Here is a 23,315-nt window from a genome sequence, read left to right as displayed (position 1 = left end):
CCTGGCTGGTCGGGGGGCTCCTGTGCTGTGGCGGGTCAGCCGGTGATCGTCAGCGCGGGGCGGCGATCTTCTGCTGCTCGAGCCGCACCTGCTGCAGCACCGAGAGCTTCTTCGCCGACTGCGCCTGGGCCTGGGCCCCGGCCGGCTCGGGCCTGGGCTGCGGGATGGCCTTGCAGTAGGCGTCCGCCCGGTTGCCCTTCTTGCGCGACGGCAGCGTGCCGTTGTAGAGGTAGCGGGCGATCTTGTCGTCGACGCAGCTGTAGCCGTTGAGCGAGTTGGAGTGCGTCGTGCCACCCTGCGTCGCGACCAGGCTGGCGTTCGGGTACAGCTTGCGCACCTGCAGACTGCCTTCGTACGGGGTCGCCGCGTCGAGGGTCTCGTTGAGCATCAGGACGCTCTTGACCTTCGAGCCGTCGATCTTCTTGGGCGTGCGCGACGGGGCCGGCCAGTGGCGGCACGACTCGTTGTACCAGGCGTTCGACCAGGTCAGGAAGGGCGACTTCTTGGCGATCTTGTTGTTGTCGTTGCGCCACGTCTTCCAGCTGGACGGCCAGGACGTGTCGGTGCACTGGACGCCGAGGTAGACCGCGTAACCGTTGTCGTCGCCGAATCCCGAGGCGTCGAGGTAGGCCGCCTCGAGCCCGGCCACGTCGCCCTTGTTGACGTAGTTCGAGAACGTCGTGGCCAGGTCGGTCCACGTCGACTCGTAGTAGCCCGCGTACAGGAAGGCGTCGGTCCACTCACTGCCGCCGAGCTTGTCGCTGCTGCCGTGCACGCCGCCGGGAGCGGTGACGGGGTTGGCGTAGAGCGCGTTGCGGGTCGCGTAGAACGTGTTGCGGACGGCCTTGGTGCTCTTGCCCAGGTGGTACGTGCTGTCGTACTTGGCGAGCCACTTGAACCAGATGTTGATGTTGCGGTCGAACGCGGTGTCCTGGCTCAGGTTGGCCTCGTACCAGACACCTCGCGGGTCGACCGTCCCGTCGAAGACCATGCGGCGCACGCGCTCGGGGAACATCGACGAGAACACCTGACCGAGGTACGTGCCGTACGAGAAGCCGAAGTAGTTGATCTTGCTGGCACCGAGGCGCTGGCGGATCAGGTTGAGGTCACGCGCGACGTCCTTGGTCGTCAGGTGACGCAGGATGCCCGAGGTGTTGTTGGCCTTGCACGCACGCGTGTAGGCGTTCGTGATCGACGGCCACGGGTCCTTCTTGTCGTACGAGCGGTAGGGAACGGCTTTGGTGGGGTCGTACTTGGGACGGTTGTAGCCCGCCCAGTTCGGATCGCAGCTGACGGCCGGCTCGCTCTCGCCGACGCCACGCGGGTCGAAGCCGATCCAGTCGTAGGCACCGCCCACGACGCGTCCCTTGTAGTCGGGCACGGCGCCGCCGAGCAGCGACAGCGACAGGCCCGAGCCGCCGGGTCCGCCGGGGTTGACGAGCATGACGCCCTGGTACTTGCTGGACTTCACGGTGTGCTTGACGCGCGAGATCGCGATCTTGATCTTCTTGCCGCGTGGCTTGTTCCAGTCGAGTGGCACCGACACCTTGGCGCACTGCGCGCCGGCCTTCTGGAGCCGTGCGCTGGTGCAGGCTCCCCAGCTGATCGACGACTTGGCGGCCGACACGTCCGAGCCGGCGGACGCGGTCGACGCCTGCGCCGACGAGATGCCCGCTCCGCTCAGCGTCGCGGTCGCGACGGCCGTGGCCGCCAACGTCCCGATGATCTTCTTGTGCATGTTCCCCCCAATGGGATCGACCGACCCTGTGTCGGAACGACCCGCTCAACATCACACGGACAGTTTCATTGCGCAACAGAACCTGGGTGTCGAAACGGCTACGTCGACGCAGACAAGCTGTACCGTCCGGCCGGTCTCCGACGGTCGTTCAGACCGCGCAGGGCGACTCGACCACCGGCAGCGGATCGGGCACGCCGAGCGACGGCATGCCGAGGCCGACCGAGCGAACCTCGGTGCGTCCCTGACGCGACTCCCAGGCGTCGCCGGCCGGCGTGCGGCGGTAGCTCAGTGGCGCGTCATCGCTCACGAGGTGGTGCGGCGCTGCGTACGTGATCCGCACCTCGACCATGTCGCCTGGACGGACGTCGTGGTCGCCCGGCACGAAGTGGACGAGCCGGTTGTCGCGGGCGCGTCCGGTCAGACGACGCATCGCACCGTCCTTCTTGCCCTCGTGGTCGGCCACGAGCAGCTCGACGACCTGACCTTCCTGCTTCTTGGCCTCGGCCGTCGCGACCTCGTCGACCACCGCGGTCAGTCGCATGTAGCGCTCCTGCACGACGTCCTTGGGCAGCTGGTCGGGCAGGTCGGCGGCGGGAGTGCCGGGACGCTTGGAGTACTGGAACGTGAAGGCTCCCGTGAACCGGGCCTTGCGGACGACGTCCATCGTCTGGGCGAAGTCGTCCTCGGTCTCGCCGGGGAACCCCACGATGATGTCGGTCGTGATCGCCGCGTCGGGCATGGCCTCGCGCACCCGGTCGATGATGCCGAGGAACTTGTCCTGACGGTACGAGCGACGCATGGCCTTGAGCACCCGGTCGGAACCCGACTGCAGCGGCATGTGCAGCTGCGGCATCACGTTGTGGGTCTCGGCCATCGCGGCGATGACGTCGTCGGTGAAGTCCTTGGGGTGCGGGCTCGTGAACCGCACGCGCTCGAGGCCCTCGATCTCGCCGCACGCGCGCAGCAGCTTGGCGAAGGCCTGCCGGTCGCCGAACTCGACGCCGTACGCGTTGACGTTCTGTCCCAGCAGCGTCACCTCGACGACGCCGTCAGCGACCAGCGCCTGGATCTCGGCGAGGACGTCACCGGGGCGACGGTCCTTCTCCTTGCCGCGCAGGGCCGGGACGATGCAGAACGTGCAGGTGTTGTTGCAGCCCACGCTGATCGAGACCCACGCCGCGAACACCGAGTCGCGCTTGGTCGGCAGCGTCGACGGGAAGACCTCGAGCGACTCGAGGATCTCGACCTGCGATTCCTCGGCGATGCGCGCGCGCTCGAGCAGCACCGGCAGCGAGCCGATGTTGTGGGTGCCGAAGACGACGTCGACGTACGGGGCCTTCTTGGTGATGGTGTCGCGGTCCTTCTGGGCCAGGCAGCCGCCGACGGCGATCTGCATGCCGGGGTTCTTGGCCTTGACCGACGCGATGTGTCCGAGGTTGCCGTAGAGCTTGTTGTCGGCGTTCTCGCGCACCGCGCACGTGTTGAAGACGACGAGGTCGGGCGTGACGCCGTCGTCGGCGCGGACGTAGCCGTCCGTCTCCAGAAGCCCGCCGAGGCGCTCGGAGTCGTGGACGTTCATCTGGCAGCCGTAGGTGCGCACTTCGTAGGTCTTCGTCATGACTGGTCAATCGTACGCGGCGCGGCCGGCCGCGGATCCTGATGCATCCCGACAGCCCATCGGTGTCGGTGCATCAGGATCGTCGTGGTCAGTACCCGTCGTCGAGGGAGATGACCGACGTCCACTCCGCGGGGCCGTAGCAGAGCCGGGCGAGGGCCGTCACGTCCTGCACGTCGTCCGGGTCACCGCTGGGGACGACCGGGAAGACGTGGCACGTGCCACGGTCGGCGTCGGAGATGCTCGGAGCGCCGTCCTCGTCCCATCGCTCGGCCGCGAGCTCCTCGAACAATAGGTCGAACCGGCGGTTGCCGACGCCGACCAGCCGATCCATCTCGTCCTCGGTGGGTCGGGCGCCCGAGTCCGATGCCCAGTCGCTCTGAGTCTGTTCATCGACCACCGCGTAGGCCTCCCCCGCCGCGTCGGCGTCCGCAGCCGCACCGACCACGGCGTCCCGCTCACCGTACGACCACGTGTCCTCGGCCCTGTCGACGAGCATCGGAGCGGCCCAGGCCGCGACGAGAGCCAGCACCACGGCTGCCGTCGTGGATGTCACGGGATGCGTGTCGGACGACCGTGCCGAGCGGTTGAGGTGCCTGATCATCAGCGCCAGGAGGATCAACATCACGACCGGGACAGCCCACGCCGCGATCGTCCACGTGGCGTGAGTTGCGCAGGCGATGGAGCCGTCGGCCGACTGCCGGCACGTCTCGGCATCGAGCTCGGCCCGCCCGATGATCGAGATGATCGCCAGCGGCACAGGCAGCACTGCGGCCATGATCTTGTCGCGCCACGGCCAGCGTGGTGCCGTGAGCACGTGGTACCAGCCGACGCACAGCCCTATCGGACCCAGCAGCAGCCCCACGGTGAGCCAACCGACGGCGCGGCGCTCGCGACGGCCGCCGACCGCAGGCACGTGCTCCACGGTTGCGACAGACATGCGCACATCCTGCCAGTCACCTGGGGCAGAACGGCGGATCACGTGGTCGACGGACGGATGGCGAATCATCAGATCACTCCTGACGGGACGTCGAGCGGCTCACGGCGGCAACGACTCCATCCGCGTGCCGGACCCCCGGGCGTCGCGGGTACGTCACACCCTGTTGCGATTCGGCGCGGGGTGACCCGCACCGTGGCTACTCTGGCGCTCCGGCCCGGACGAGAGGAACGTCGTGGCACCGCAGCAGACCCTCAACAGGATCCACGAGCCGCACCGCCGCGTCCGGCTGGGCCCTGCGGCCCTGCGCGAGCTGTGCGACGCGATGGCGTTCGAGCAGCCCTATCGTGACGACCTGCCGATGATCCACATCGCGGGCGACGACTGGACGGCCGGTAACGCCGACGACCTCCTGGCGATCCCGCTCGTGTCGTTGAAGTCCCTGAAGCTCGCGAGCGCCCGTAGCGGGCTGGCCCTCACCATCACCGGGACCATGGCCGTGTTGCAGACCCCTGCGGCCGGCACGGCGACAGCCGCGTCCGAGGTCGCTGCCGAGAAGGTTCGGCGCATCCTTGGCGCGAATCGGTGCGCGTCAGCAGCGCCCTTCCGCACGATCGCGGCCATCATGCTCGGCTACCTGGCAGCCGTCGGACTCCTGATCGTCGGACTCGCCGTCTGCTCCGCCGCGATACCGGTCAGCTCGATGCTCGGCATACTCACCACCGGCATGCTCTCGACGGTGGTGCTGATGAGACACCTCTCCGCACCGCTCCCGCCGCCCGACGCCGTCATCCTCGACGAGGACGCCTGGGCCACGCGCCCCTTCTTCACGAAGTGCGGGCTGGAGCTCATGCTGGTCGCTGCAGCCATCAGCATCATCGTCGCCACGATCTCGCCGTTCCGGGGATCGTGACCCGGCCGGAAAGGCGACCGTCGCTACGTGGCGTCGCAGGCTGAGGCTGGCGACTGCGGGTCGTCGACGGTCTCCGGTCCGATGGTCCTGTTGCTCCTGGGATAGATCATGCGGTGCTTGTTCGTGCGTGCCACGGCGACGACCGTCGTGAGCACGCACGTCCCGTCGTCGAAGCGGAACGCGACCTCTGCGTGAGTGCCGTCGCTGATGCCGGTGGGCACCAGGAACCCGCCGGCGTCTGAGGCTGCTCCCACCTGCGATCGCTCGCCGGCCAGGACCGGGAGCCACATCTCCGTCGACGTGACGTGGATGGGGAATCGGTCGACCCAGATCGAGACATCCATGAGTGCGACGTCGAGGATCCCGCCCTCCAGCTGGGCACCCACGGCGGTCGATCCGTCGCTGTTCAGCACCAGCACCGGGTCGACCACCCGCACCGTGGCGTGACCACCGTCGACGTCGATCACGGGCTCGATCTCGCCGCTCTCGCCGCCGGCCGACCGGACCTGGCTCACGGGAGGAGGCGGAGTCCACGCTGCCACGTCCGTGTCGACGCCGTGCACGAGAACCGTACCTGCGGCAGCACTCAGGCCGAAGCCCGCCAGCGCTGCGATGCCCAGCCAGATCCGCTTCACGGTTCCGTCCCGTCGGTCAGAGGTGAGCACAGTCTCGAGGTCTCGTGACTGCCTGTCAACATTCCGTGGGGGTTAGGGGCTCTCCGGGCCCGCCGACCCCTCGGCGAGGTGAGCCGCATCGGGCACGACGTCGCTGAGGTGCCGATCGCCTCGAGGCCCGAGCACGCGGACGGACGTCCCGGGGTCGACGTCGAGGTTGGTCACGACCGTCCAGGCGAGCTGCTGCTCCCTCAGCACGAGGGCCCCACGACTCAGGTCGCACAGAGCGCCGCCCTCGCCGGTCAGCCGGACGACCACCGGCCTCCCCTCCGACGGCGGCTCGACCGACTCGACTCCCGTACCCAGGCCGCACATCCGGCCCCACAGGCTCGAGTAGCGTTCGCCGGACTCGGCCGCCGCCAGCAGCGCCGCGACCCCGGCCGCGGCCCGCTGCCGGAGCGTGGACGCGTCGGCGGGCTCGACCGGTATCGGGACGGGTCGCAGCGAGCCAGAGCCCGATTCGATCAGGTACATCACGATCTGGGGCGCCGCGGACTTCGTCATCGCCCCGGGGCCAGCGCGCTCGCGCTGATACGTCAGGTCGGCGCCGTCGAACGTCAGTCGATCCAGGAGGACGCGCGGTCGAGACGGGCACGCCACGTAGGAGGCAAGCCGGACGTCCGACCTGACGGTCGTGCCGTCACGGTCCAACATCCACCGCCCGGCCACCCGGTTGCACCCGTCGGACCCCGTGAGCGTGCCGTCGTGGGCGAACCGTACCCACGGCTCGCCCCGACGCTGGGCAGTGTCGGGGTCCGCGCCCCACCGGCCGAGCAGGCGCTCCGCGGTCATCGCAGGCCGCGCCACCGTCGGGGCCGAGGTGTCGACAGGCGGCTGCACGGCATCGCTGCCGGACGACGAGCAGCCACTCGCGATGGCGAGGGCGAAGATCGCAGATGCGAGGAGCAGAACTGGACGGCGCACACCTGCAGCGTGTCCGCCGGCCACCGATCGTCTCAGCTCTTCGGCGTGACCCAGAGGTGGATCGTGCCGGCGACCGTGACGGTGCCGTCCTGGGTGACGGCCTTGACCGTCACGGGCACGTCAGGCGCACCGGCCCAGTCGGCCTCGGTCGTCTCGGCCGTGCACGTCAGCGAGGTCGTCGACTTGGCGAGGTACTGCACGTCCATGCCCTTGGGCAGCCAGCGCATGTCGGGCGGGCACGTGGCCTCGGCGAGCAGACCCATCGCCGCCTCGAGACCGTTGCACGCCGCGATTGCGTGGACCGTGCCGATGTGGTTCTGCACCGACCGACGCTTGGGGACCACGACCTGCCCCAGGTGCGGCTTCATCTCCTCGACGGTCAGGTGCACCGAGGCGAAGTAGGGAGCCTTCTGCGAGAACAGGACCGAGAAGATGCGCTTGCCCTGGGGCAACGCGGTGACCTTCTTGTAGAGCGCGAGGGTGGATGACATGGCAGTAGGTTACCGGCAAGTAACTCTCGCTCGCGGCCGGCGTCGAGCCGTCACAGCACCGCGGCGCGGATGCTCAGCACGTCGGGCAGGTTCGACCGGATCTCCGTCCACGTCGACCCCTCGTCATTGCTGGCCCAGATCGCGCCGTGGCGGGTGCCGATGTAGAGGCCGGCCGGGTCGGCCCGGTCGGTGCTGAAGCCGTCGCGCAGCACCGAGGTCCACGCCTCGGGCGGCAGACCGGTCGCGACCTCCTCCCAGGTGTGGCCGGCGTCCTGCGACCTCCACACCGCGGGGCGTCCACCCGGAGAGAACCGCTGGTCGCCGCCGAGCAGCGGGTAGACGTAGACGGTGCCGGCTCGGTGCGGGTGCGCGACGATCGGAAAGCCGAAGTCGCACGGCAGGCCCTCGTCGATCGACGTCCAGCTGCGGCCGGCATCGTCCGAGCGGAACACTCCCCCATGGTTCTGCGCGTAGAGCCGGTCGGGGTCGCCCGCGTCGACCGCGACCTTGTGCACGCACTGGCCGAACTCCGGCGGCTCCCCCGGCAGGAACTCCGTCGTGATGCCCCGGTTGTGCGGCTGCCAAGTCTCGCCCCTGTCGGACGACCGGTAGACGCCCCCGGTCGACATCGCGACCGTGACGATGTCGGGTTCGGTCGGGTGCGGAACGACGGTGTGGATCGCCTGACCACCGAAGCCCTCGCCCCACTGCGGACGGTGGGGGTGGTCCCAGAGGCTGCGGACGAGCTCGAACGTTTCACCGCCGTCGTCTGACCGGAAGAGCGCCGACGGCTGGGTGCCGGCCCACACCACACGGCCGTCCGCCGGGGAGGGCTGCAGCTGCCACACCCGCTCGACCGACGCCCCGAGGCCCTCCGGGAACCGGACGGTGCCCGAGTGCGACTCGTCCCACGTGCGGCCCAGGTCGTCAGATCTGAACACCTGTGGCCCGTAGTGCATGCTCGTGGCGCCAGCGAGCAGTCGCGGCGTGTCACCGCGGTCGTCGATCGCGACGGAGTAGACCCCCTCCATCGGGAACGTCGGAGCGTCCCAGGTCCACGCGGAGCGGTGCTCGTCGGAGCGACCGATGAACAGGCCCTTGCGGGTGCCGGCCAGCAGGATCGTGTCAGTCATGACGCAGCCTCGCTATTCCTGGTAGGAACAGTACGCTAGGCCCGTGACTCCATCACTGTCAACGACGTCGTACGCCCTGCTGAGCCTGTTGGTCATCGACAGCGGGTCCGAGGACGGACTGACCGGCTACGAGCTCAAGCAGCGCGCTGACTTCACGTTGCGCTTCTACTGGGTCTCGCCGGCCATGAGCCAGATCTACACCGAGCTCGAGAAGCTGACCTCCCACTCCTACGTCAGCGTCGACGAGGACTCCTCGGGCCGCCGCACCACCAAGCACTTCAGGATCACGCCGGCCGGGCGCGCGGCGCTGCACGCCTGGCTGCGCGAGCCGTCGGACGACTTCCCGGTGCTCAAGCATCCCGTTGCACTGCGGCTCATGCTCGGAGCCATGATGGGCACCGACGAGGTCACCACGATGCTCGACCGCTACGAGAAGGCGCTGGACGAGCGTCGGCGCGAGCTCGAAGCAGTGCGCGAGATGCTCGGCGACCGCGAGTCGGTGGCCTATGCGGCACGGGTCGCCGACTGGGGCCTGACCTTCTTCGACGCCGAGGCCAGGGCCATCGAGCAGACCCGCGACTCGCTCTGACCCCTCCCTGTGACCCGTGACGACCGCTCGCCTCACATGCTCTCGAGCGGCTCGACCTCGGCACCCAGCTCTTCACGGACGACCTGGAAGGCCAGCTGGGACGGGTAGCCCTTGCGGGCCAGCATGCCGACGAGCCGGCGGGTCTTGGTGGTGTCGTCGAAGCGCGACATCGACCGCAGCTTGGTGCGCACCAGCCGGTGGGCGGCCTCGACCTCGGCCTCCGGATCGAGCTCGCCGATGACCTCCTTGGAGATCTCGTCGTCGACGCCCTTGGTGCGCAGCTCATTGGCCAGGGCCCGCGAGCTGAGCCCCTTGCCGCGCTGGCGGGCCTGCACCCACGAGCGGGCGAAGTCCTCGTCGTCGATCAGCCCGGCCGCCTCGAACTTGGCCAGGGTCGCCTCGACGACCCCCTCAGGCACCTGCTTCTTGGCAAGTGCCTGAGCGAGGTCGCTGCGGCTGTGCGCACGCTCGCTGAGCTTGCGGATGACGATCTCCTTGGCGAAGCCGGCCAGCTCCTCGGAGGTCATCTCCTCGACAGGCGTCCGCGCCATGGGTCAGGACCGTCAGAACTCGGTGGCCGGCAGATCGGGGCCGTCGACGACCTCGAGCGCAGGCTTGTCGGCCTGCGGGCCGATGCCCTTGGCCTCCATGATGCGCTTCTCGAGCTCTTCGGCCAGATCGGGGTTGTCCTTGAGGAACTGGCGGGACTTCTCCTTGCCCTGGCCGAGCTGATCGCCGTCGTAGGTGTACCAGGCACCGGCCTTGCGGACCAGGCCGATGTCGACACCCACGTCGATCAGGCTGCCCTCGCGGCTGATGCCCTGGCCGTACATGATGTCGAACTCGGCCTGCTTGAACGGCGGGGCCAGCTTGTTCTTGACGACCTTGACGCGGGTGCGGTTGCCGACCATGTCGGTGCCGTCCTTGAGCGTCTCGATGCGGCGGACGTCGAGACGGACCGAGGCGTAGAACTTCAGCGCCTTGCCGCCCGTCGTCGTCTCGGGCGATCCGAACATGACGCCGATCTTCTCGCGCAGCTGGTTGATGAAGATCGCCGTGGTGCCCGAGCCGTTGATGGCACCGGTCATCTTGCGCAGCGCCTGGCTCATGAGCCGGGCCTGCAGACCCACGTGGCTGTCGCCCATCTCGCCGTCGATCTCGGCGCGGGGCACGAGGGCCGCCACGGAGTCGATGACGATGATGTCGAGCGCACCCGAGCGGATCAGCATGTCGGCGATCTCGAGCGCCTGCTCACCGCTGTCGGGCTGGGAGATCAGCAGGGCGTCGGTGTCGACGCCGAGCTTGCGGGCGTAGTCGGGGTCGAGCGCGTGCTCGGCGTCGATGAACGCCGCGACGCCACCGGCGCGCTGGGCGTTGGCCACGGCGTGCAGGGCGACCGTCGTCTTACCCGACGACTCCGGACCGTAGATCTCGACGACACGGCCGCGCGGGAGACCGCCGATGCCGAGCGCGATGTCGAGCGTCGTCGCGCCGGTGGGGATGACCTCGATCGGCGCGCGGGCCTGGTCGCCCAGTCGCATGACGGCTCCCTTGCCATGGGCGCGGTCGATCTGGGCCATCGCGTTCTCGAGGGACTTGTCCTTGTCCTTGCTCGTCGCGATGGAGCTGTTGGGCTGTGCCATGGTGTGTCCGTCTCTGCTCGTGGGTGGCCGGTCATCGACGACGCTAGAAGGACCCTCAGACATAAGTGGGCCTCATCGACCCGTCTGTGGATACCGCCCCTCTGGCATCCAACCTGTGCACGACTCTAGCCCGAACAGGTGTTCGATGGCGCGCCGACACGCCGGACCCTTAGATCGTGGCGGACGTGCGCCCTCAGCCGTCGTCGCGGACGCTGCTGCGTCGCAGCATCAGCTCGACCGGCAGCACCATCTGCTCGGGTCGGTGCTCATCGGCGTCGACGTGGCGCAGCAGCATCTCGGCCATGCTCCGTCCGAGCTCGACCAGTGGCTGACGCACCGTCGACAGCGGCGGGTCCGTCGTCTCGGACGCGGTCGTGCCGTCGAAGCCGACGACACCGACGTCGTCGGGGATGCGTCGGCCTTGGGCGCGCAGCGAGCGCATCGCGCCCATGGCCATCAGATCGCTGGCGGCGAAGACACCGTCGATGTCGGGACGACGCGCCAGAAGCTCCTCCATGCAGCTCCAGCCACTGTGCTCGCTGAAGTCGCCCTCCACGACCAGGTCGCCGTCGAGCTCCATCCCCGCCGCCTCGATCGCGGCGACGTAGCCGTCGCGACGGTCCCGCCCCGATGCCATCGCCTGGGGTCCCGAGATCGTCGCGATCGTGCGCCGACCCGTGTCGACGAGGTGGGCGACGGCCTGCCGGGCCCCGTCGACGTTGTCGACGTCTACGTAAGACCCCGCCCAGTGGGCCGACCGACCGCCGACGACGACCGGCAGGCCCCTGGCATCGAGGTCGACCGGGAACGGCTCGTCGTCGTGCAACGACAGCAGCAAGACCCCGTCGACGTGCTGGCGGGTGAGGTATCCCCCGAGCCGCTCGGCCTGGTCGGTGCTGTGCACGAGCGACAGCACGAGCTGGCGTGATGCCTCGTTGAGCGCCGACGAGATGCCACGGACGACGCCGGCGAAGAACGGCTCGCCGAAGATGCGCTCCTCGGACTCGGCGATCACGAGCGCCACGGTGCCGGTGCGCCGGGTCACGAGCGTGCGGGCTGCCTGGTTCGGCACGTAGCCGAGCTCGCGGACCGCCTGCATCACGACCTCGCGCGTGCGCTCGCTGACCTGCGGCGAGCCGTTGATGACCCGCGACGCCGTGCCCCGCCCGACCCCGGCGCGGGCCGCGACCTGCTCAAGCGTCGGCTGCTGGGTGCGCGTCTCGTCCAAGCTCATCCGCGCGCCCGCGTGTTCGTGCTCACGAGCCCAGTATCCCGGCTCGGTGCTCCCGGATGAGGTCGGCGTACCGATGAGCGCTGTCCTTGAACGTCCGCACCTGCGTCTCGTAGTCGACGTGGACGATGCCGAAGCGCTTGTCGTAGCCCTCGGCCCACTCGAAGTTGTCCATCAGCGACCACGCGAAGTACCCGCGGACGTCCATGCCACGGCGGCACATCTCGGCCAGCGAGGCCAGGTGCGTCTCGATGTAGTCGACGCGCTCCGCGTCGTGGACCACGCCGTCGACGACCTCGTCGTCGAACGCCGCCCCGTTCTCGGTGAGGTAGATCGGGATCGGCGGGTAGTCGCGCTGCACCTGGGTGAGGATGTCGACCAGACCCTGCGGGTCGACGTCCCATCCCGTCGCCGTGCGCGGCAGCCCGTTCTCGAGCTGGAACCGGACGTCCGCGCTGCCCGGCCAGTTCCCGGCGCCGACCACGTGCCGCGTGTAGTAATTGACGCCGAGGAAGTCGAGCGGCTGCGCGATCGTGCCGGTGTCGCCGTCGAGGACGAACGACGCGTCGGTGACCGGTGCCAGGTCATTCAGCACGTCCTTCGGGTAGCTGCCCTTCAGCAGCGGATCGAGGAACCAGCGGTTCATCAGCCCGTCGATCCGTCGCACCGCGTCGTCGTGCCGACCCGAGTCGTCGACCGGCGTGACCGGGTAGAGATTGACCGTCACACCCACCTGGGCGTCCGGCACGACGTCACGCAGACGCTGCACCGCGAGGCCGTGACCGAGCATCAGGTGGTGCGAGGCAGCGACCGCGTCGGCACCGTTCGTCCGCCCGGGCGCATGGACGCCGCTGGCGTAGCCGAGGAAGGCCGCGCACCACGGCTCGTTGAGCGTGATCCAGTGCTTGACCCGGTCGCCGAGCGCCTCGGCCGTGATCGCGACGTACTCGGCGAATCGACTCGCCGTGTCGCGCACGGGCCAACCGCCGGCCTGCTCGAGCGCCTCGGGCAGATCCCAGTGGTAGAGCGTCGCCCACGGCGTGATGCCCCGCTCCAGCAGCCCGTCGACCAGCCGGTCGTAGAAGGCGATGCCCGGCGCGTTGCCAGCGCCCTCGCCGTCCGGCTGGATCCTCGGCCAGGCGACGGAGAACCGATAGGCGTCGAGCCCCAGCTCGGCCATCAGGTCGATGTCCTCGCGCCAGCGGTGGTAGTGGTCGATCGTCACCGATCCGTCGTCGCCGTTCGCGACCCGACCGGGCGTGGCGGCGAAGGTGTCCCAGATCGACGGCGTGCGGCCGTCCTCGTCCACCGCACCCTCGATCTGGTACGACGAGGTCGCAGCGCCCCAGCTGAAGCCGGCCGGGAGTCCTGAGATGTCGAGGGTCATGCCTTGAGCCCACCTTCCATGATGCCGCCGATGATCTGGCGGCCGAAAACGATGAAGACCACCACGAGCGGCAGGGTGCCGATGAACGTGCCGGCCATGATGAGTGACTGGTCGGAGTAGTAGCCGCTCGACAGCCGCGAGAGCGCGACCTGCACCGTGGGGTGCTCGGCGTCGAGCGTGAGGTACGGCCACAGGAAGTCGTTCCACCGCTCCATGAACGTCAGCAGGCCCAGCACGGCTGCGGCCGGACGCAGAGCCGGGAACACGATGCTGAAGAAGATGCGGAACGTCGAGGCCCCGTCGACACGCGCGGCCTCGATCATCTCGTCGGGTATCGCCTGCTCGGCGAACTGCCGCATCATGAACACGCCGAATCCCGCGACCACGAACGGCAACGTCACGGACGGCAGCCCGCCGCTCAGCCCCAGCTTGGTCATCAGCATGTAGAGCGGGATGAGTCCCAGCTGAACCGGCACCATCATCGTGCCGATGACGAACAGCAGCAGCGCATTGCGGCCCCTGAACTTCAGCTTGGCGAAGGCGAATCCGGCCAAGGACGACGTCACGACGACGCAGACCGTCGCGACCGAGGCGACCAGCAGGCTGTTGAGCAGCGCCTGGCCGAACAGCACGTCGGCGTTGCCGAACACGCGGTCGAGGTTGGGGAACAGCTCGCCGCCCAGCGAGAACGGCGGCGGCAGGGCCACGATCTCGTCGTTGACCCGCGACGCCATGACGAGCATGAAGTAGAGGGGGCCGACGGACAGCAGCACCACGGCCGACAGGCCGACGTACATCAGCGGGTTCTTGGTCCTCATGTCAGTCCACCGACCTGATCCGGCGCAGCAGCGCCACGTTGATGACCGCGAAGACCGCGACGAGCAGGAAGAGCACCCAGGCGACCGTCGAGGCGTAGCCGAAGCGCTGACCGGTGAAGGCCTGCTGCACGAGATACATCGCAACGGTCTGGAACTGCCCCGTCGAGCCCCCGGAGATGGCGTTGACACCGGCGCCGAACAGCAGTGGCTCGGTGAACAGCTGGATGCCGCCGATCGTCGCGACGATCGACACGAAGATGATCGTGGGCCTCAGCATCGGCACCGTGACCGACCAGAACTGGCGCCACGCCGATGCTCCGTCGATGCGCGCAGCCTCGTAGAGCTCTTTCGGCACGGCCTGGAGGGACGCGAGCAGGATCAGCGCGTTGTAACCCGTCCACCGCCAGTCGACCATGACCGAGATCGCCAGCCAGGACGACCACCGGTGGCCCTGCCAGTCGACGGGGCCGACGCCGACCAGCCCCAGGCCCCAGTTCACGACGCCGTAGTCACGGGCGAAGATCAGCCCGAAGATGATGCCGACCGCGGCCACGGACGTCACGTTGGGCAGCAGCACCCCCATCCGCCAGAACGTCTTGGCACGCAACTTGCTGTTGAGCACCTGTGCGAGCACGGTCGCGAGGACCAGCTGCGGCACGGTCGCGAGCACGAAGATGCCGAGCGTGTTGGTCAGCGCCCGCCAGAAATCGGCGTCCTGTGCCAGCTCGCGATAGTTGTCGAGCCCCACGAAGCCCTGGTTGCCCGCCAGCAGGCTCCAGTCATGGAGCGACACCCACAGCGTGTAGATCAACGGGAACAGCCCGAAGATCGCGAACACGATGAAGAACGGGGAGATGAAGGCGTACGGGGCGACGCGGGCCTCGGTCTTGGTGAGCCGATCGCGGATCTTCACGTGTTCCCTTCCTGCGCTCGTCTGGTCTCGTCTGGTCCGGCCGAGCCGGTGCCCGCACCCACCGGATGACGGATGCGGGCACCGGGGCTCGATGTGCGCGGATGCGCTACTTGGCGGCCTTCTCCGCGGCCTTCACGGCCTCCGGCCAGCCCTCCTTGGCCGATCGTTGACCGTTCTCGACGCTGCGGAGCACGTTCTCGAAGGCGTCACGGACGGGGACGTTCTTGGCACCGAGGTAGACCGGCTTCAGGTTCTTCGCGCCGGCCACGAAGAGCTGACCGACGGGCGCGTCGTTGAAGTAGGGATTCGTCGCGTCCTTGAGCTCCGGAGTGTCGTACAGGGCCGGGAGGGACGGCAGTCGCCCCTCCGCCTCGAAGGCACCCATCTGACCTTCGGCGCTGGAGAGGAACTTGATCAGCTCGACGGCCTCCTTCTGGTGCTTGCTCGACTTGGGTACCGCGAGCCACGAGCCACCCCAGTTGCCGCTGCCTCCGGGAACCGTCGTGATGTCCCAGACGCCGGCGAGGGCATCACCGGCCTGGCCCTTGATGTTGCCCGTCATCCAGGCGGGGCAGGCGACGGTCGCGAACGAGCCGTTCTTGAACCCCGCGTCCCACTCCTTGGAGAACGCCACGATCTTGGCCGTGAGACCGGCATCGATCATCTCGTTGGCGATGTCCCACGCGTTCTTGACCGCGGGATTGGACTCGACCACGAGCTTGTTGTCGCGGTCGAAGTACGTCTCGTCGCTGCCCTGCATGAGGATCGAGTTGTACGTGTTGGTGGCGGCGTCCACGAAGTGGATCTTGTCGTCGCCGATGCCCTGCTGGAACTTCTCGCCCGTCGTGATGAAGTCCTCCCACGTGGGCCACAGCTTGGCCACCTCCTCGCGATCCGTGGGCAGGCCGGCCTGCTCGAACAGATCGCGGCGATAGCACATCGCCAGGCCGCCGACGTCGGTTCCGAGACCGATCGTCGCCGAGCCGTCCGAGGTCGTCGTGGCATTGGCCACGTACGGCAGGTAGTCACCCTTGATCGCGTCGTAACCGTGCTCCTGCAGGTTGACGAACTTGTCGGGTGTCTGGAGGAAGTTGACCGTCTGGCCCTCCTCGATCGCCACGACGTCACCGGCTGATGCGTTCGCCGCGATCTGCTGGGAGAGCTTGGTGTTGTACTTGCCGAGATCACCTTCAGCGGTCTCGACGATCTTCACACCGGGGTGCTCCTTCTCGAACTGCCGGTAGAGATCCTTGTAGCCGAACTGGCCGAACAGGTTGACCCGCAGGGTGATCGTGCCGTCCGAGCTCTCGTCACCCGATCCTCCGCAGCCGGCTGCCAGCACTCCCACCACGAGGGCTGAGGCTGCAGCGGCGGCGATGCGCTGTGTGCGATTCACGTCGTACCTTCCTCCGACTCCCCCGGTGGGAGCGCTTCCACGGAAGTATGAGCCAGGTCACATCAGCACGTCAACCCAATTTTGGGAGCGTTCCCAAATATGTTGTCCGAGAGGGCAATTAGTCTCGACAGACCACGACGACCCACGTACGGTGTGACCACCATCACTCGGATCGTCCGGCACGTACCAGCCGGTGAAGGGACGTCAATCCATGTCCACCGTCACGTTCGACCAGGCCACACGGGTCTATCCCGGGCAGGACTCCCCTGCCGTCGACCAACTGCAGCTCGAGATCGAGGACGGCGAGTTCCTCGTCCTCGTCGGCCCTTCGGGCTGCGGCAAGTCGACCTCCTTGCGCATGCTCGCCGGCCTGGAGGAGGTCGACGCAGGTCGCATCCTGATCGGCGACGAGGACGTCACCACCCTCCCACCCAAGGCACGCGACATCGCGATGGTCTTCCAGAACTACGCGCTCTACCCACACATGAGCGTCGCCGAGAACATGGGCTTCGCGTTGAAGATCGCCGGCACCCCGAAGCAGGAGATCGCCGCCCGGGTCAAGGAAGCGGCGGCTCTGCTCGACATCGAGCGCTACCTGGACCGCAAGCCCAAGGCCCTGTCGGGCGGCCAACGCCAGCGTGTCGCGATGGGACGCGCCATCGTCCGCCAGCCCCGGGTGTTCCTGATGGACGAGCCGCTGTCCAACCTCGACGCGAAGCTGCGGGTGCAGACCCGCACCCAGATCGCCCAGCTGCAACGCCGGCTGAACGCGACGACCGTCTACGTCACCCACGACCAGGTGGAGGCCATGACGATGGGCGACCGGGTCGCCGTGCTGAAGGACGGACTTCTGCAGCAGTGCGCAGCACCCCGCGAGATGTACGACCGCCCCGCCAATCTCTTCGTGGCAGGCTTCCTCGGCTCGCCGGGCATGAACCTCGTGGAGCTTCCGGTCATCGACGGCGGTGTGCGATTCGGCGACCACCTCGTGCGGGTTCCGCGCGACACGCTCGCCGATGCCGACGCGGCGACCGTCATGGTCGGTGTACGCCCCGAGAACCTGGCGATCAGCACCTCGGGGCTGAAGGTCGAGGTCGACGTCGTCGAGGAGCTCGGTGCCGACGCCTACGTGTACGGCCGTGCTTCGCTCGGAGCCATTCCCCACCCGATCGTGACACGCGTCGACTGGCGGCACCCCCCGGCGAAGGGCGAGACCATCAACGTGGCCCCGGTCGACGACACCGCGATCCACGTGTTCTCCACCGCCACGGGCGAGCGTCTCGGCTGAGCGGACGCCTGAGGCTCGGCCGGCTCAGCGCTCGGAGGCGGGCAGACCACGCGTGGCGTGGACGGCTCGCCAGACGGTCTTGGGGTCCTCGCCGGCGTCGAGCGCCTCGGTGGCGGTGCGACCGCCGAGGATGCTCATGACGTGACTGTCGGCCCATACGCGCGCGTAGCCGCGACCCAGGTGACGGTCCATGAGCTCCCAGAACTCGCTGTGCCTCATCGGGCACCGCCGTGACGTGCTGGGACGAACGAGCGCGTCAAGCGGCGGAGACGGACACGTCGGGGGCGATCGAGGAGATGCTCGCGATCTGGTCGACCGATGCCTCTTCGAGCTCGAGCATCGCGCTGACGTCGAGCAGCACCTTGGACAGTGGCACGTCGAGCGCTCCTGCCAGGGCGGCGAGCAGCTCGGAGCTGGCCTCCTTCTGGCCGCGCTCGACCTCGGAGATGTAGCCGAGGCTGACCCGGGCCTTGCCCGAGACGTCACGCAGCGTGAGGCCCTGCGAGATGCGGCGGGCGCGGAGCACCTCGCCGACGAGCTGTCGCATCGCGGTCATCGGGTGCCTCCGTCCTTGCCTGCCATGTAGTGCTCAACCTCGACCGTGCTGAGATTCTTCCCCCACCCTAGCGACCAGCCACGACAACAGCGCGGCGACCGTCCCGGTGCGGATGCCGTCGCGGTCGCCGGACAGCTGCAGGAGCCGCGTGCGGACGCCGTCAGGGCCAGCCACGGCGACGTGCACCGTGCCCGCGGGCTTGCCCTCGTCGGGCCCTGGCCCGGCGACCCCGGTCGTGGAGATGCCGTAGGTCGCGCCGAGGCGCTCGCGCACTCCCAGCGCCATCGCGGCGGCCACGTCGGCGTCGACCGTGCCCCGCTCGGCGATCAGCTCGACGGGGACCCCGAGGGTGGACGTCTTGACGTCGGCCGCATAGGCCACGACCGAGCCGCGCACCACCTCGGACGCTCCCGGCACCGCCACGAGCGTCGCGCACACGAGCCCGCCCGTGAGCGACTCCGCCGTCGCGACCGTCGCACCGGCACCCCGCAGAGCGCCGATCGCATCGACGGCCTCGGCGGTCGGGCTCATGACCGAGCAGCGGCCCGGGCGTCGCGGCGGATCGTGCGGGCGTCGCGGACGTACATCGCGCCGGTCACGACCGTCACCACCACCGCAGCGGCCATCAGCACCCAGGTGATGAACAGCAGCAGGTCGGTGAAGGGGTTGTTCCAGATCTCGAGCGGCAGCACGAAGCCGCCGATCGCGAACGCCTGCAGCGTCGTCTTGATCTTGCCGCCCTGGCTGGCCGGCATGACGTCGTACTTCTTGATGAAGAAGCGCATGACCGTGATGCCCCACTCCCGCACCAGCACCACGATCGTGATGGTCCAGAACAGCCAGCCGAACGACTCGTCGTTGAAGATGATCGCCAGGCCGACGAACGCCATGCCGGTCAGTGCCTTGTCGGCGATCGGGTCGGCGAGCTTGCCGAAGTCGGTGACGAGGTCGTACTTGCGCGCCAGGTCTCCGTCGATGCGGTCGGTGATCATCAGCAGACCGAACGCGACCCATGCGGCGACGCGGTAGCCGACGGACTCACCGCCCTGCGTCAGCAGCAGCCACCCGAACAGCGGCACACCTGCGATCCGCGCGACCGTGAGGACGTTGGCGATGTTCAGGTTGCTCGGCTGGGTTGCCCCGTCCATGGCTGCCTCTCCTCGGCGCGGCTGAAACGACTCCTCAGTATGCGGCAGCCTCGCGGCGGCGCGCCAACTGGACCTCCGCCTCCTGCGGCGACGAGCTCGTCGCGAGGCCGAGCGGCGACGTGTAGAAGCGTCGACCGTCGGTGCTCACGACCTTGATGCGGGGATCGTGCCGGACGCCCTCGCGAGGCTCGACCTTGATCTCGCCGAGCTCGCTCCACAGCAGGCCGACCCAGCCGCGCTCGCCGCGCAGACGGACACCGTGGTCGTCCGCGACGAACAGCGGCGTGCGCGCGTCGCGCAGTCCCCGGGCCAGGTTGAGCCCGAGCACCAGGAGCACGCCCGCGATGACCCCGTGCAGGGGCTCCCGGCGGTCGAGCGCGAGCCACCCGAACCCCCCGGCGAGTGCCAGGCACAGCAGCACCAGCACGAGGTAGAGCCCCGTGCGGCGCCGGATCTCGAAGGCGTCGTCCACGTCAGCCGACCTGGATCGTCGCGAGGCACTGCTCGAGCTCGTCGGGCTTGACCAGCACGTCGCGGGCCTTGGAGCCCTCGCTGGGTCCGACGATGCCCCGGCTCTCGAGGATGTCCATGAGTCGCCCGGCCTTGGCGAAGCCGACGCGCAGCTTGCGCTGCAGCATCGACGTCGAGCCGAACTGGGTCGTGACGCACAGCTCGATGGCCTGCAGCACGAGGTCCATGTCGTCGCCGATGTCGTCGTCGATCTCGCGCTTGGCCGCGGCGACAGCCGTGACGTCCTCGCGGTACGTCGGCTGCAGCTGCGTCTTGCAGTGCTCGACGATCGTGTGGATCTCGGCCTCGGTGACCCAGGCCCCCTGCATGCGCATGGCCTTGTTCTGGCCCATGGGCAGGAACAGACCGTCACCCTGGCCGACGAGCTTCTCGGCACCCGGCTGGTCGAGGATGACGCGGCTGTCGGCCAACGACGACGTCGCGAAGGCCAGGCGGCTCGGCACGTTGGCCTTGATCAGACCCGTCACGACGTCGACAGACGGCCTCTGCGTCGCCAGGATCAGGTGGATGCCAGCCGCGCGCGCCAGCTGGGTGATGCGGACGATCGAGTCCTCGACGTCCCGCGGGGCGACCATCATGAGGTCGGCGAGCTCGTCGACGACGACCAGCAGGTAAGGGTACGGCGCGAGCACGCGCTCGCTCATCGGCGGCAGCTGCACCTTGCCGGCCTTGACGGCCTTGTTGAAGTCGTCGATGTGCCGGTATCCGAAGTTGGCGAGGTCGTCGTAGCGCATGTCCATCTCGCGCACGACCCACTGCAGCGCCTCGGCGGCCTTCTTGGGGTTGGTGATGATGGGCGTGATGAGGTGCGGGACGCCCTCGTACGCCGTCAGCTCGACCCGCTTGGGGTCGACCATGATCATGCGCACCTCCTCGGGCGTCGAGCGCATGAGGATCGACGAGATCATCGAGTTGACGAAGCTCGACTTGCCCGAGCCCGTCGCGCCGGCGACCAGCAGGTGCGGCATCTTGGCGAGGTTGGCCACGACGTAGCCGCCCTCGACGTCCTTGCCGAGACCGATGACCATGGGGTGGTGGTCGCTGCGCGCCTTGGCCGAGCGCAGGACGTCGCCGAGCGAGACCATCTCCTTGTCGACGTTGGGGATCTCGACGCCGATCGCCGACTTGCCGGGGATCGGGCTGAGGATGCGCACCTCGTTGGACGCCACGGCGTAGGCGATGTTCTTGCTGAGTGCCGTGACCTTCTCGACCTTGACCGCGGGGCCCAGCTCGACCTCGTAGCGCGTGACCGTCGGACCACGTGTGTAGCCCGTGACGGCCGCGTCGATCTGGAACTGCTCGAGCACCTCGGTGAGCCGCTCGACGACCGCGTCGGACGCCTTGGAACGCGCCTTGTGCGGCGAGCCCTCGCGCAGCATCGTGCTGTCGGGCAGCGAGTAGACGACATCGCCCGACAGGGCCAGCTGCTCGGCGCGCGCCGGGATGGGCTCCATCGGCGGGAGCTCGACCTCGGCCTCCGGCTCGTCGTCGTCGAGGTCGATCAGCACGGGAGCGACCGGCTCGGGCTCGAAGACGCGCGCCGGGGCGGGCTTCTCGTCGTCCGGCCCGTCGACCAACGGGTTGTCGTAGGGCTCGTCGGGCGTCGTACGGGGGTGACGGCGCTTCTTCGGCTCCACGGGGGGCAGATCGGCCGCCGACTCCTCGGCGTCCGGCTTGCGGCCCAGCGCCAGGTCGCGGATCTCGCGCAGACGGTCGGGGATCGCGTAGACCGGGGTGTCGGTCACGACGAGAACGCCGAAGAGCACGACGAGCACCAGGATCGGCGACACGATGTAGGCGCTCTTGAGCAGGTCCATCGGGATCGCGGAGAACAGGAAGCCGATCGCGCCGCCGGCCTCGCGCATCGTGTCGGGGTCTTGGTCGCTCGGCCGGGGGACGTCGTGGGCGATGTGCACGAGTCCCAGCACGCCGCCACTCATGGCACCCCAGCCGATGACCTGCCGTCCGGCGGGGCCATTGCGGTCGGGATGACGCAGGGTGCGCCAGGCCAGCACCATCAGCAGGATCGGGACGGCCCACGCCAGCAGGCCGACAGCGCTGGACGTGACGTCCCGGAACGCGTTGCCGACCGCGCCGGGCATGTCGGACCACACCGAGCCCGCGGTGACGATGCCCAGGGCCAGCAGCCCGAAGCCGAGACCGTCACGGCGCTGCTCGGGGTCGAGGTCGCGGGCGCCGTGCCCGATGCTGCGGGCGATCGCCCCGACGACGCCGGCCAGGCCCAGCCACAGGGCCGTCGAGACGCGCAGCAGCGCCGTGAGGACGACAGCAAAGGGACCAGGCCCGGTGTTGCGGGCCACGGGCTTGCGGGCGGCAGGCTTGCGGGCCTGGGGCTTGCGCTTGCTCGTGGTCGGCTTCTTGCGGGCCTGGCTGCCGGACGGCCGCTTGCGCGGCGGGGAAGTCGTTCGGGACGCCATGATCCAAAGGGTAAAGCACAGGTCGAAGGTTGCGCGTCAGGCACGCGGGGAGGCCGTGCCTGCTGTTGCCGGGAAGGGGGACCGATCTTGAGACGTTCAGGGCGTCCCAACGACCCCGACGTCGCAGGAACCGTCGGCTCCACCGCTGACCATCAGCTATGGGCGAGGCGGGGTCCGGGGTCTCCCCCGACGGGTGCCCACCCGCCGCGCGACCGCGCACGGGCCAGGACGAGGCTCACGATGCGGGGATCGGGCGGCCCCCCGTCGAGCATCGGCGCCGTGACGACGTCGGCACCGGCCGCGATCATCTGGTCGTGCACGGCCCCCGGCGTCAGGACGTAGCTCGACACCACGACCCGCCGGCCGTAGGCGCGGGCGACGTCGACGGCGTCACCGAGGTGGGTGTCCGGGCCGCCCAGCGTCCCGACGTGCACCCGGCCGCCCCAGACCGCGCTCAGAAGCCTGGCCGCCTTGCCGACGTCGGACACCGCACGGTCGTCGGTGGCGGTGTCCGCGGCCAGCACGATCGTGTCGTCGGAGCGCGCACCGGCCTCGAAGAGCCGTCGCACCCCGACCTCGGCGAGCACCCAGTCGGGGCCCAGCGGCGCCGTCACCGTGACGGCCGGGTCGAGGTGGGAGGCGCGCACGATGTCGACGCCGACGGGACGGTCGTAGGCCAGCATGAGCGGCACGAGGGCACGAGGTCCGGCGGTCTCGACGACCACCTGCGCGATGCGCGGCTCCTGCACGTCGACGAAGGCGTCGACGATGTCGAGGTCCTGGGCCTCGCGGCGCACGGCGTTGACCAGGCCGGAGAAGGCCGCACGCCCCCTGGAGGCCTCCGAACCGTGCGCGCACAGGATGAGCGTGCGGTTCATCGAGACCCCCAGGCGTGGCCGACCGCGGAGCCCGAGATGTCCGCGGTGGGCACGAGGCCGTCGGGATGCGCTGC

24 protein-coding genes are annotated in these 23,315 nt (G+C 68.9%); 3 read left to right on the top strand and 21 right to left on the bottom strand.

Annotated elements, in window-relative coordinates:
• Positions 1-49: 49 nt before the first annotated feature.
• The 3 genes from JOF40_RS13845 to JOF40_RS13835 all read right to left on the bottom strand — a co-directional run bounded on the left by JOF40_RS13845 (position 50) and on the right by JOF40_RS13835 (position 4,293).
• Positions 50-1,738, bottom strand: coding sequence for an alpha/beta hydrolase (locus tag JOF40_RS13845; protein WP_129184522.1), 1,689 nt, complete (start codon positions 1,736-1,738; stop codon positions 50-52).
• Between the two features lie 148 nt (positions 1,739-1,886).
• Positions 1,887-3,356, bottom strand: a complete 1,470-nt coding sequence (gene miaB, locus JOF40_RS13840) for a tRNA (N6-isopentenyl adenosine(37)-C2)-methylthiotransferase MiaB (protein WP_129184524.1) — start codon at positions 3,354-3,356, stop codon at positions 1,887-1,889.
• An 88-nt stretch (positions 3,357-3,444) separates the two neighbouring features.
• The gene (locus JOF40_RS13835) at positions 3,445-4,293 is read right to left on the bottom strand and encodes a hypothetical protein (RefSeq protein WP_129184526.1); all 849 of its coding nucleotides are present in this window, start codon (positions 4,291-4,293) and stop codon (positions 3,445-3,447) included.
• A gap of 232 nt (positions 4,294-4,525) precedes the next feature.
• Here JOF40_RS13835 and JOF40_RS13830 point away from each other — a divergent pair, with 232 nt between their 5' ends.
• Complete coding sequence (locus JOF40_RS13830; protein ID WP_129184528.1) at positions 4,526-5,203, top strand: hypothetical protein; 678 nt, start codon at positions 4,526-4,528, stop codon at positions 5,201-5,203.
• A gap of 23 nt (positions 5,204-5,226) precedes the next feature.
• Here the strand turns inward: JOF40_RS13830 and JOF40_RS13825 are convergent, their stop codons facing one another.
• The 4 genes from JOF40_RS13825 to JOF40_RS13810 all read right to left on the bottom strand — a co-directional run bounded on the left by JOF40_RS13825 (position 5,227) and on the right by JOF40_RS13810 (position 8,425).
• Positions 5,227-5,838 (bottom strand): hypothetical protein, encoded by a 612-nt coding sequence (locus tag JOF40_RS13825; RefSeq protein ID WP_129184530.1) that lies wholly within the window; start codon positions 5,836-5,838, stop codon positions 5,227-5,229.
• 72 nt (positions 5,839-5,910) lie between these two features.
• On the bottom strand, positions 5,911-6,801 hold the full coding sequence (locus JOF40_RS13820) for an META domain-containing protein (RefSeq protein WP_129184531.1): 891 nt from the start codon (positions 6,799-6,801) through the stop codon (positions 5,911-5,913).
• Between the two features lie 32 nt (positions 6,802-6,833).
• Entirely contained in the window at positions 6,834-7,292 is a 459-nt protein-coding gene (locus JOF40_RS13815; RefSeq protein ID WP_129184533.1) for a hotdog fold domain-containing protein, read from the bottom strand.
• A gap of 50 nt (positions 7,293-7,342) precedes the next feature.
• Positions 7,343-8,425 (bottom strand): WD40/YVTN/BNR-like repeat-containing protein, encoded by a 1,083-nt coding sequence (locus tag JOF40_RS13810; protein WP_129184535.1) that lies wholly within the window; start codon positions 8,423-8,425, stop codon positions 7,343-7,345.
• 43 nt (positions 8,426-8,468) lie between these two features.
• On the opposite strand from JOF40_RS13810, the gene JOF40_RS13805 reads away from it, so the two are divergent.
• Positions 8,469-9,014, top strand: coding sequence for a PadR family transcriptional regulator (locus tag JOF40_RS13805; protein WP_129184537.1), 546 nt, complete (start codon positions 8,469-8,471; stop codon positions 9,012-9,014).
• A 32-nt stretch (positions 9,015-9,046) separates the two neighbouring features.
• Here JOF40_RS13805 and JOF40_RS13800 read toward each other — a convergent pair whose 3' ends face one another.
• The 7 genes from JOF40_RS13800 to JOF40_RS13770 form a co-directional block, all read right to left on the bottom strand.
• Positions 9,047-9,565, bottom strand: coding sequence for a regulatory protein RecX (locus tag JOF40_RS13800; protein WP_129184539.1), 519 nt, complete (start codon positions 9,563-9,565; stop codon positions 9,047-9,049).
• A 12-nt stretch (positions 9,566-9,577) separates the two neighbouring features.
• Positions 9,578-10,636, bottom strand: coding sequence for a recombinase RecA (gene recA / locus JOF40_RS13795; RefSeq protein WP_129184859.1), 1,059 nt, complete (start codon positions 10,634-10,636; stop codon positions 9,578-9,580).
• Positions 10,637-10,850: 214 nt separating this feature from the next.
• Positions 10,851-11,891 carry a LacI family DNA-binding transcriptional regulator gene (locus JOF40_RS13790; RefSeq protein WP_129184541.1) on the bottom strand — a complete coding sequence of 347 codons (1,041 nt, stop codon included), beginning with the start codon at positions 11,889-11,891 and terminating at the stop codon, positions 10,851-10,853.
• 22 nt (positions 11,892-11,913) lie between these two features.
• A complete protein-coding gene (locus JOF40_RS13785; RefSeq protein WP_129184543.1) occupies positions 11,914-13,275 on the bottom strand; it encodes a GH1 family beta-glucosidase in 1,362 nt (453 codons plus the stop codon).
• A complete protein-coding gene (locus tag JOF40_RS13780) occupies positions 13,272-14,093 on the bottom strand; it encodes a carbohydrate ABC transporter permease (RefSeq protein WP_129184545.1) in 822 nt (273 codons plus the stop codon). Before JOF40_RS13780 ends, JOF40_RS13785 begins: the two co-directional genes overlap by 4 nt.
• Before the next feature lies 1 nt (position 14,094).
• Positions 14,095-15,006: a carbohydrate ABC transporter permease gene (locus tag JOF40_RS13775; RefSeq protein ID WP_246152863.1), complete on the bottom strand. Its 912-nt coding sequence runs from the start codon at positions 15,004-15,006 to the stop codon at positions 14,095-14,097.
• Positions 15,007-15,112: 106 nt separating this feature from the next.
• Positions 15,113-16,402 (bottom strand): ABC transporter substrate-binding protein, encoded by a 1,290-nt coding sequence (locus JOF40_RS13770; RefSeq protein WP_129184549.1) that lies wholly within the window; start codon positions 16,400-16,402, stop codon positions 15,113-15,115.
• Positions 16,403-16,613: 211 nt separating this feature from the next.
• On the opposite strand from JOF40_RS13770, the gene JOF40_RS13765 reads away from it, so the two are divergent.
• Positions 16,614-17,690: an ABC transporter ATP-binding protein gene (locus tag JOF40_RS13765; protein WP_129184553.1), complete on the top strand. Its 1,077-nt coding sequence runs from the start codon at positions 16,614-16,616 to the stop codon at positions 17,688-17,690.
• A 24-nt stretch (positions 17,691-17,714) separates the two neighbouring features.
• On the opposite strand, the gene JOF40_RS13760 is transcribed toward JOF40_RS13765, so the two are convergent.
• From JOF40_RS13760 to JOF40_RS13730, 7 genes are all read right to left on the bottom strand, one after another.
• Positions 17,715-17,909, bottom strand: coding sequence for a DUF3046 domain-containing protein (locus JOF40_RS13760; RefSeq protein ID WP_129184555.1), 195 nt, complete (start codon positions 17,907-17,909; stop codon positions 17,715-17,717).
• A gap of 37 nt (positions 17,910-17,946) precedes the next feature.
• Positions 17,947-18,246 (bottom strand): helix-turn-helix domain-containing protein, encoded by a 300-nt coding sequence (locus JOF40_RS13755; protein WP_129184557.1) that lies wholly within the window; start codon positions 18,244-18,246, stop codon positions 17,947-17,949.
• A gap of 33 nt (positions 18,247-18,279) precedes the next feature.
• The gene (locus tag JOF40_RS13750) at positions 18,280-18,777 is read right to left on the bottom strand and encodes a CinA family protein (RefSeq protein WP_129184559.1); all 498 of its coding nucleotides are present in this window, start codon (positions 18,775-18,777) and stop codon (positions 18,280-18,282) included.
• Positions 18,774-19,394 (bottom strand): CDP-alcohol phosphatidyltransferase family protein, encoded by a 621-nt coding sequence (locus tag JOF40_RS13745; protein ID WP_129184561.1) that lies wholly within the window; start codon positions 19,392-19,394, stop codon positions 18,774-18,776. The genes JOF40_RS13750 and JOF40_RS13745 overlap by 4 nt, the downstream gene beginning before the upstream one ends.
• A gap of 34 nt (positions 19,395-19,428) precedes the next feature.
• Positions 19,429-19,866 carry a hypothetical protein gene (locus JOF40_RS13740; RefSeq protein WP_129184563.1) on the bottom strand — a complete coding sequence of 146 codons (438 nt, stop codon included), beginning with the start codon at positions 19,864-19,866 and terminating at the stop codon, positions 19,429-19,431.
• 1 nt (position 19,867) lies between these two features.
• Complete coding sequence (locus JOF40_RS13735; protein ID WP_188111856.1) at positions 19,868-22,363, bottom strand: FtsK/SpoIIIE family DNA translocase; 2,496 nt, start codon at positions 22,361-22,363, stop codon at positions 19,868-19,870.
• A gap of 152 nt (positions 22,364-22,515) precedes the next feature.
• Complete coding sequence (locus tag JOF40_RS13730; RefSeq protein ID WP_129184565.1) at positions 22,516-23,241, bottom strand: sirohydrochlorin chelatase; 726 nt, start codon at positions 23,239-23,241, stop codon at positions 22,516-22,518.
• Positions 23,242-23,315 lie beyond the last annotated feature (74 nt).

This window comes from Aeromicrobium fastidiosum (assembly GCF_017876595.1).
Taxonomy (GTDB): Bacteria; Actinomycetota; Actinomycetes; order Propionibacteriales; family Nocardioidaceae; genus Aeromicrobium; species Aeromicrobium fastidiosum.
Note: the sequence above shows the minus strand (reverse complement) of the source record. Positions and strands in the feature narration are given on the sequence as shown.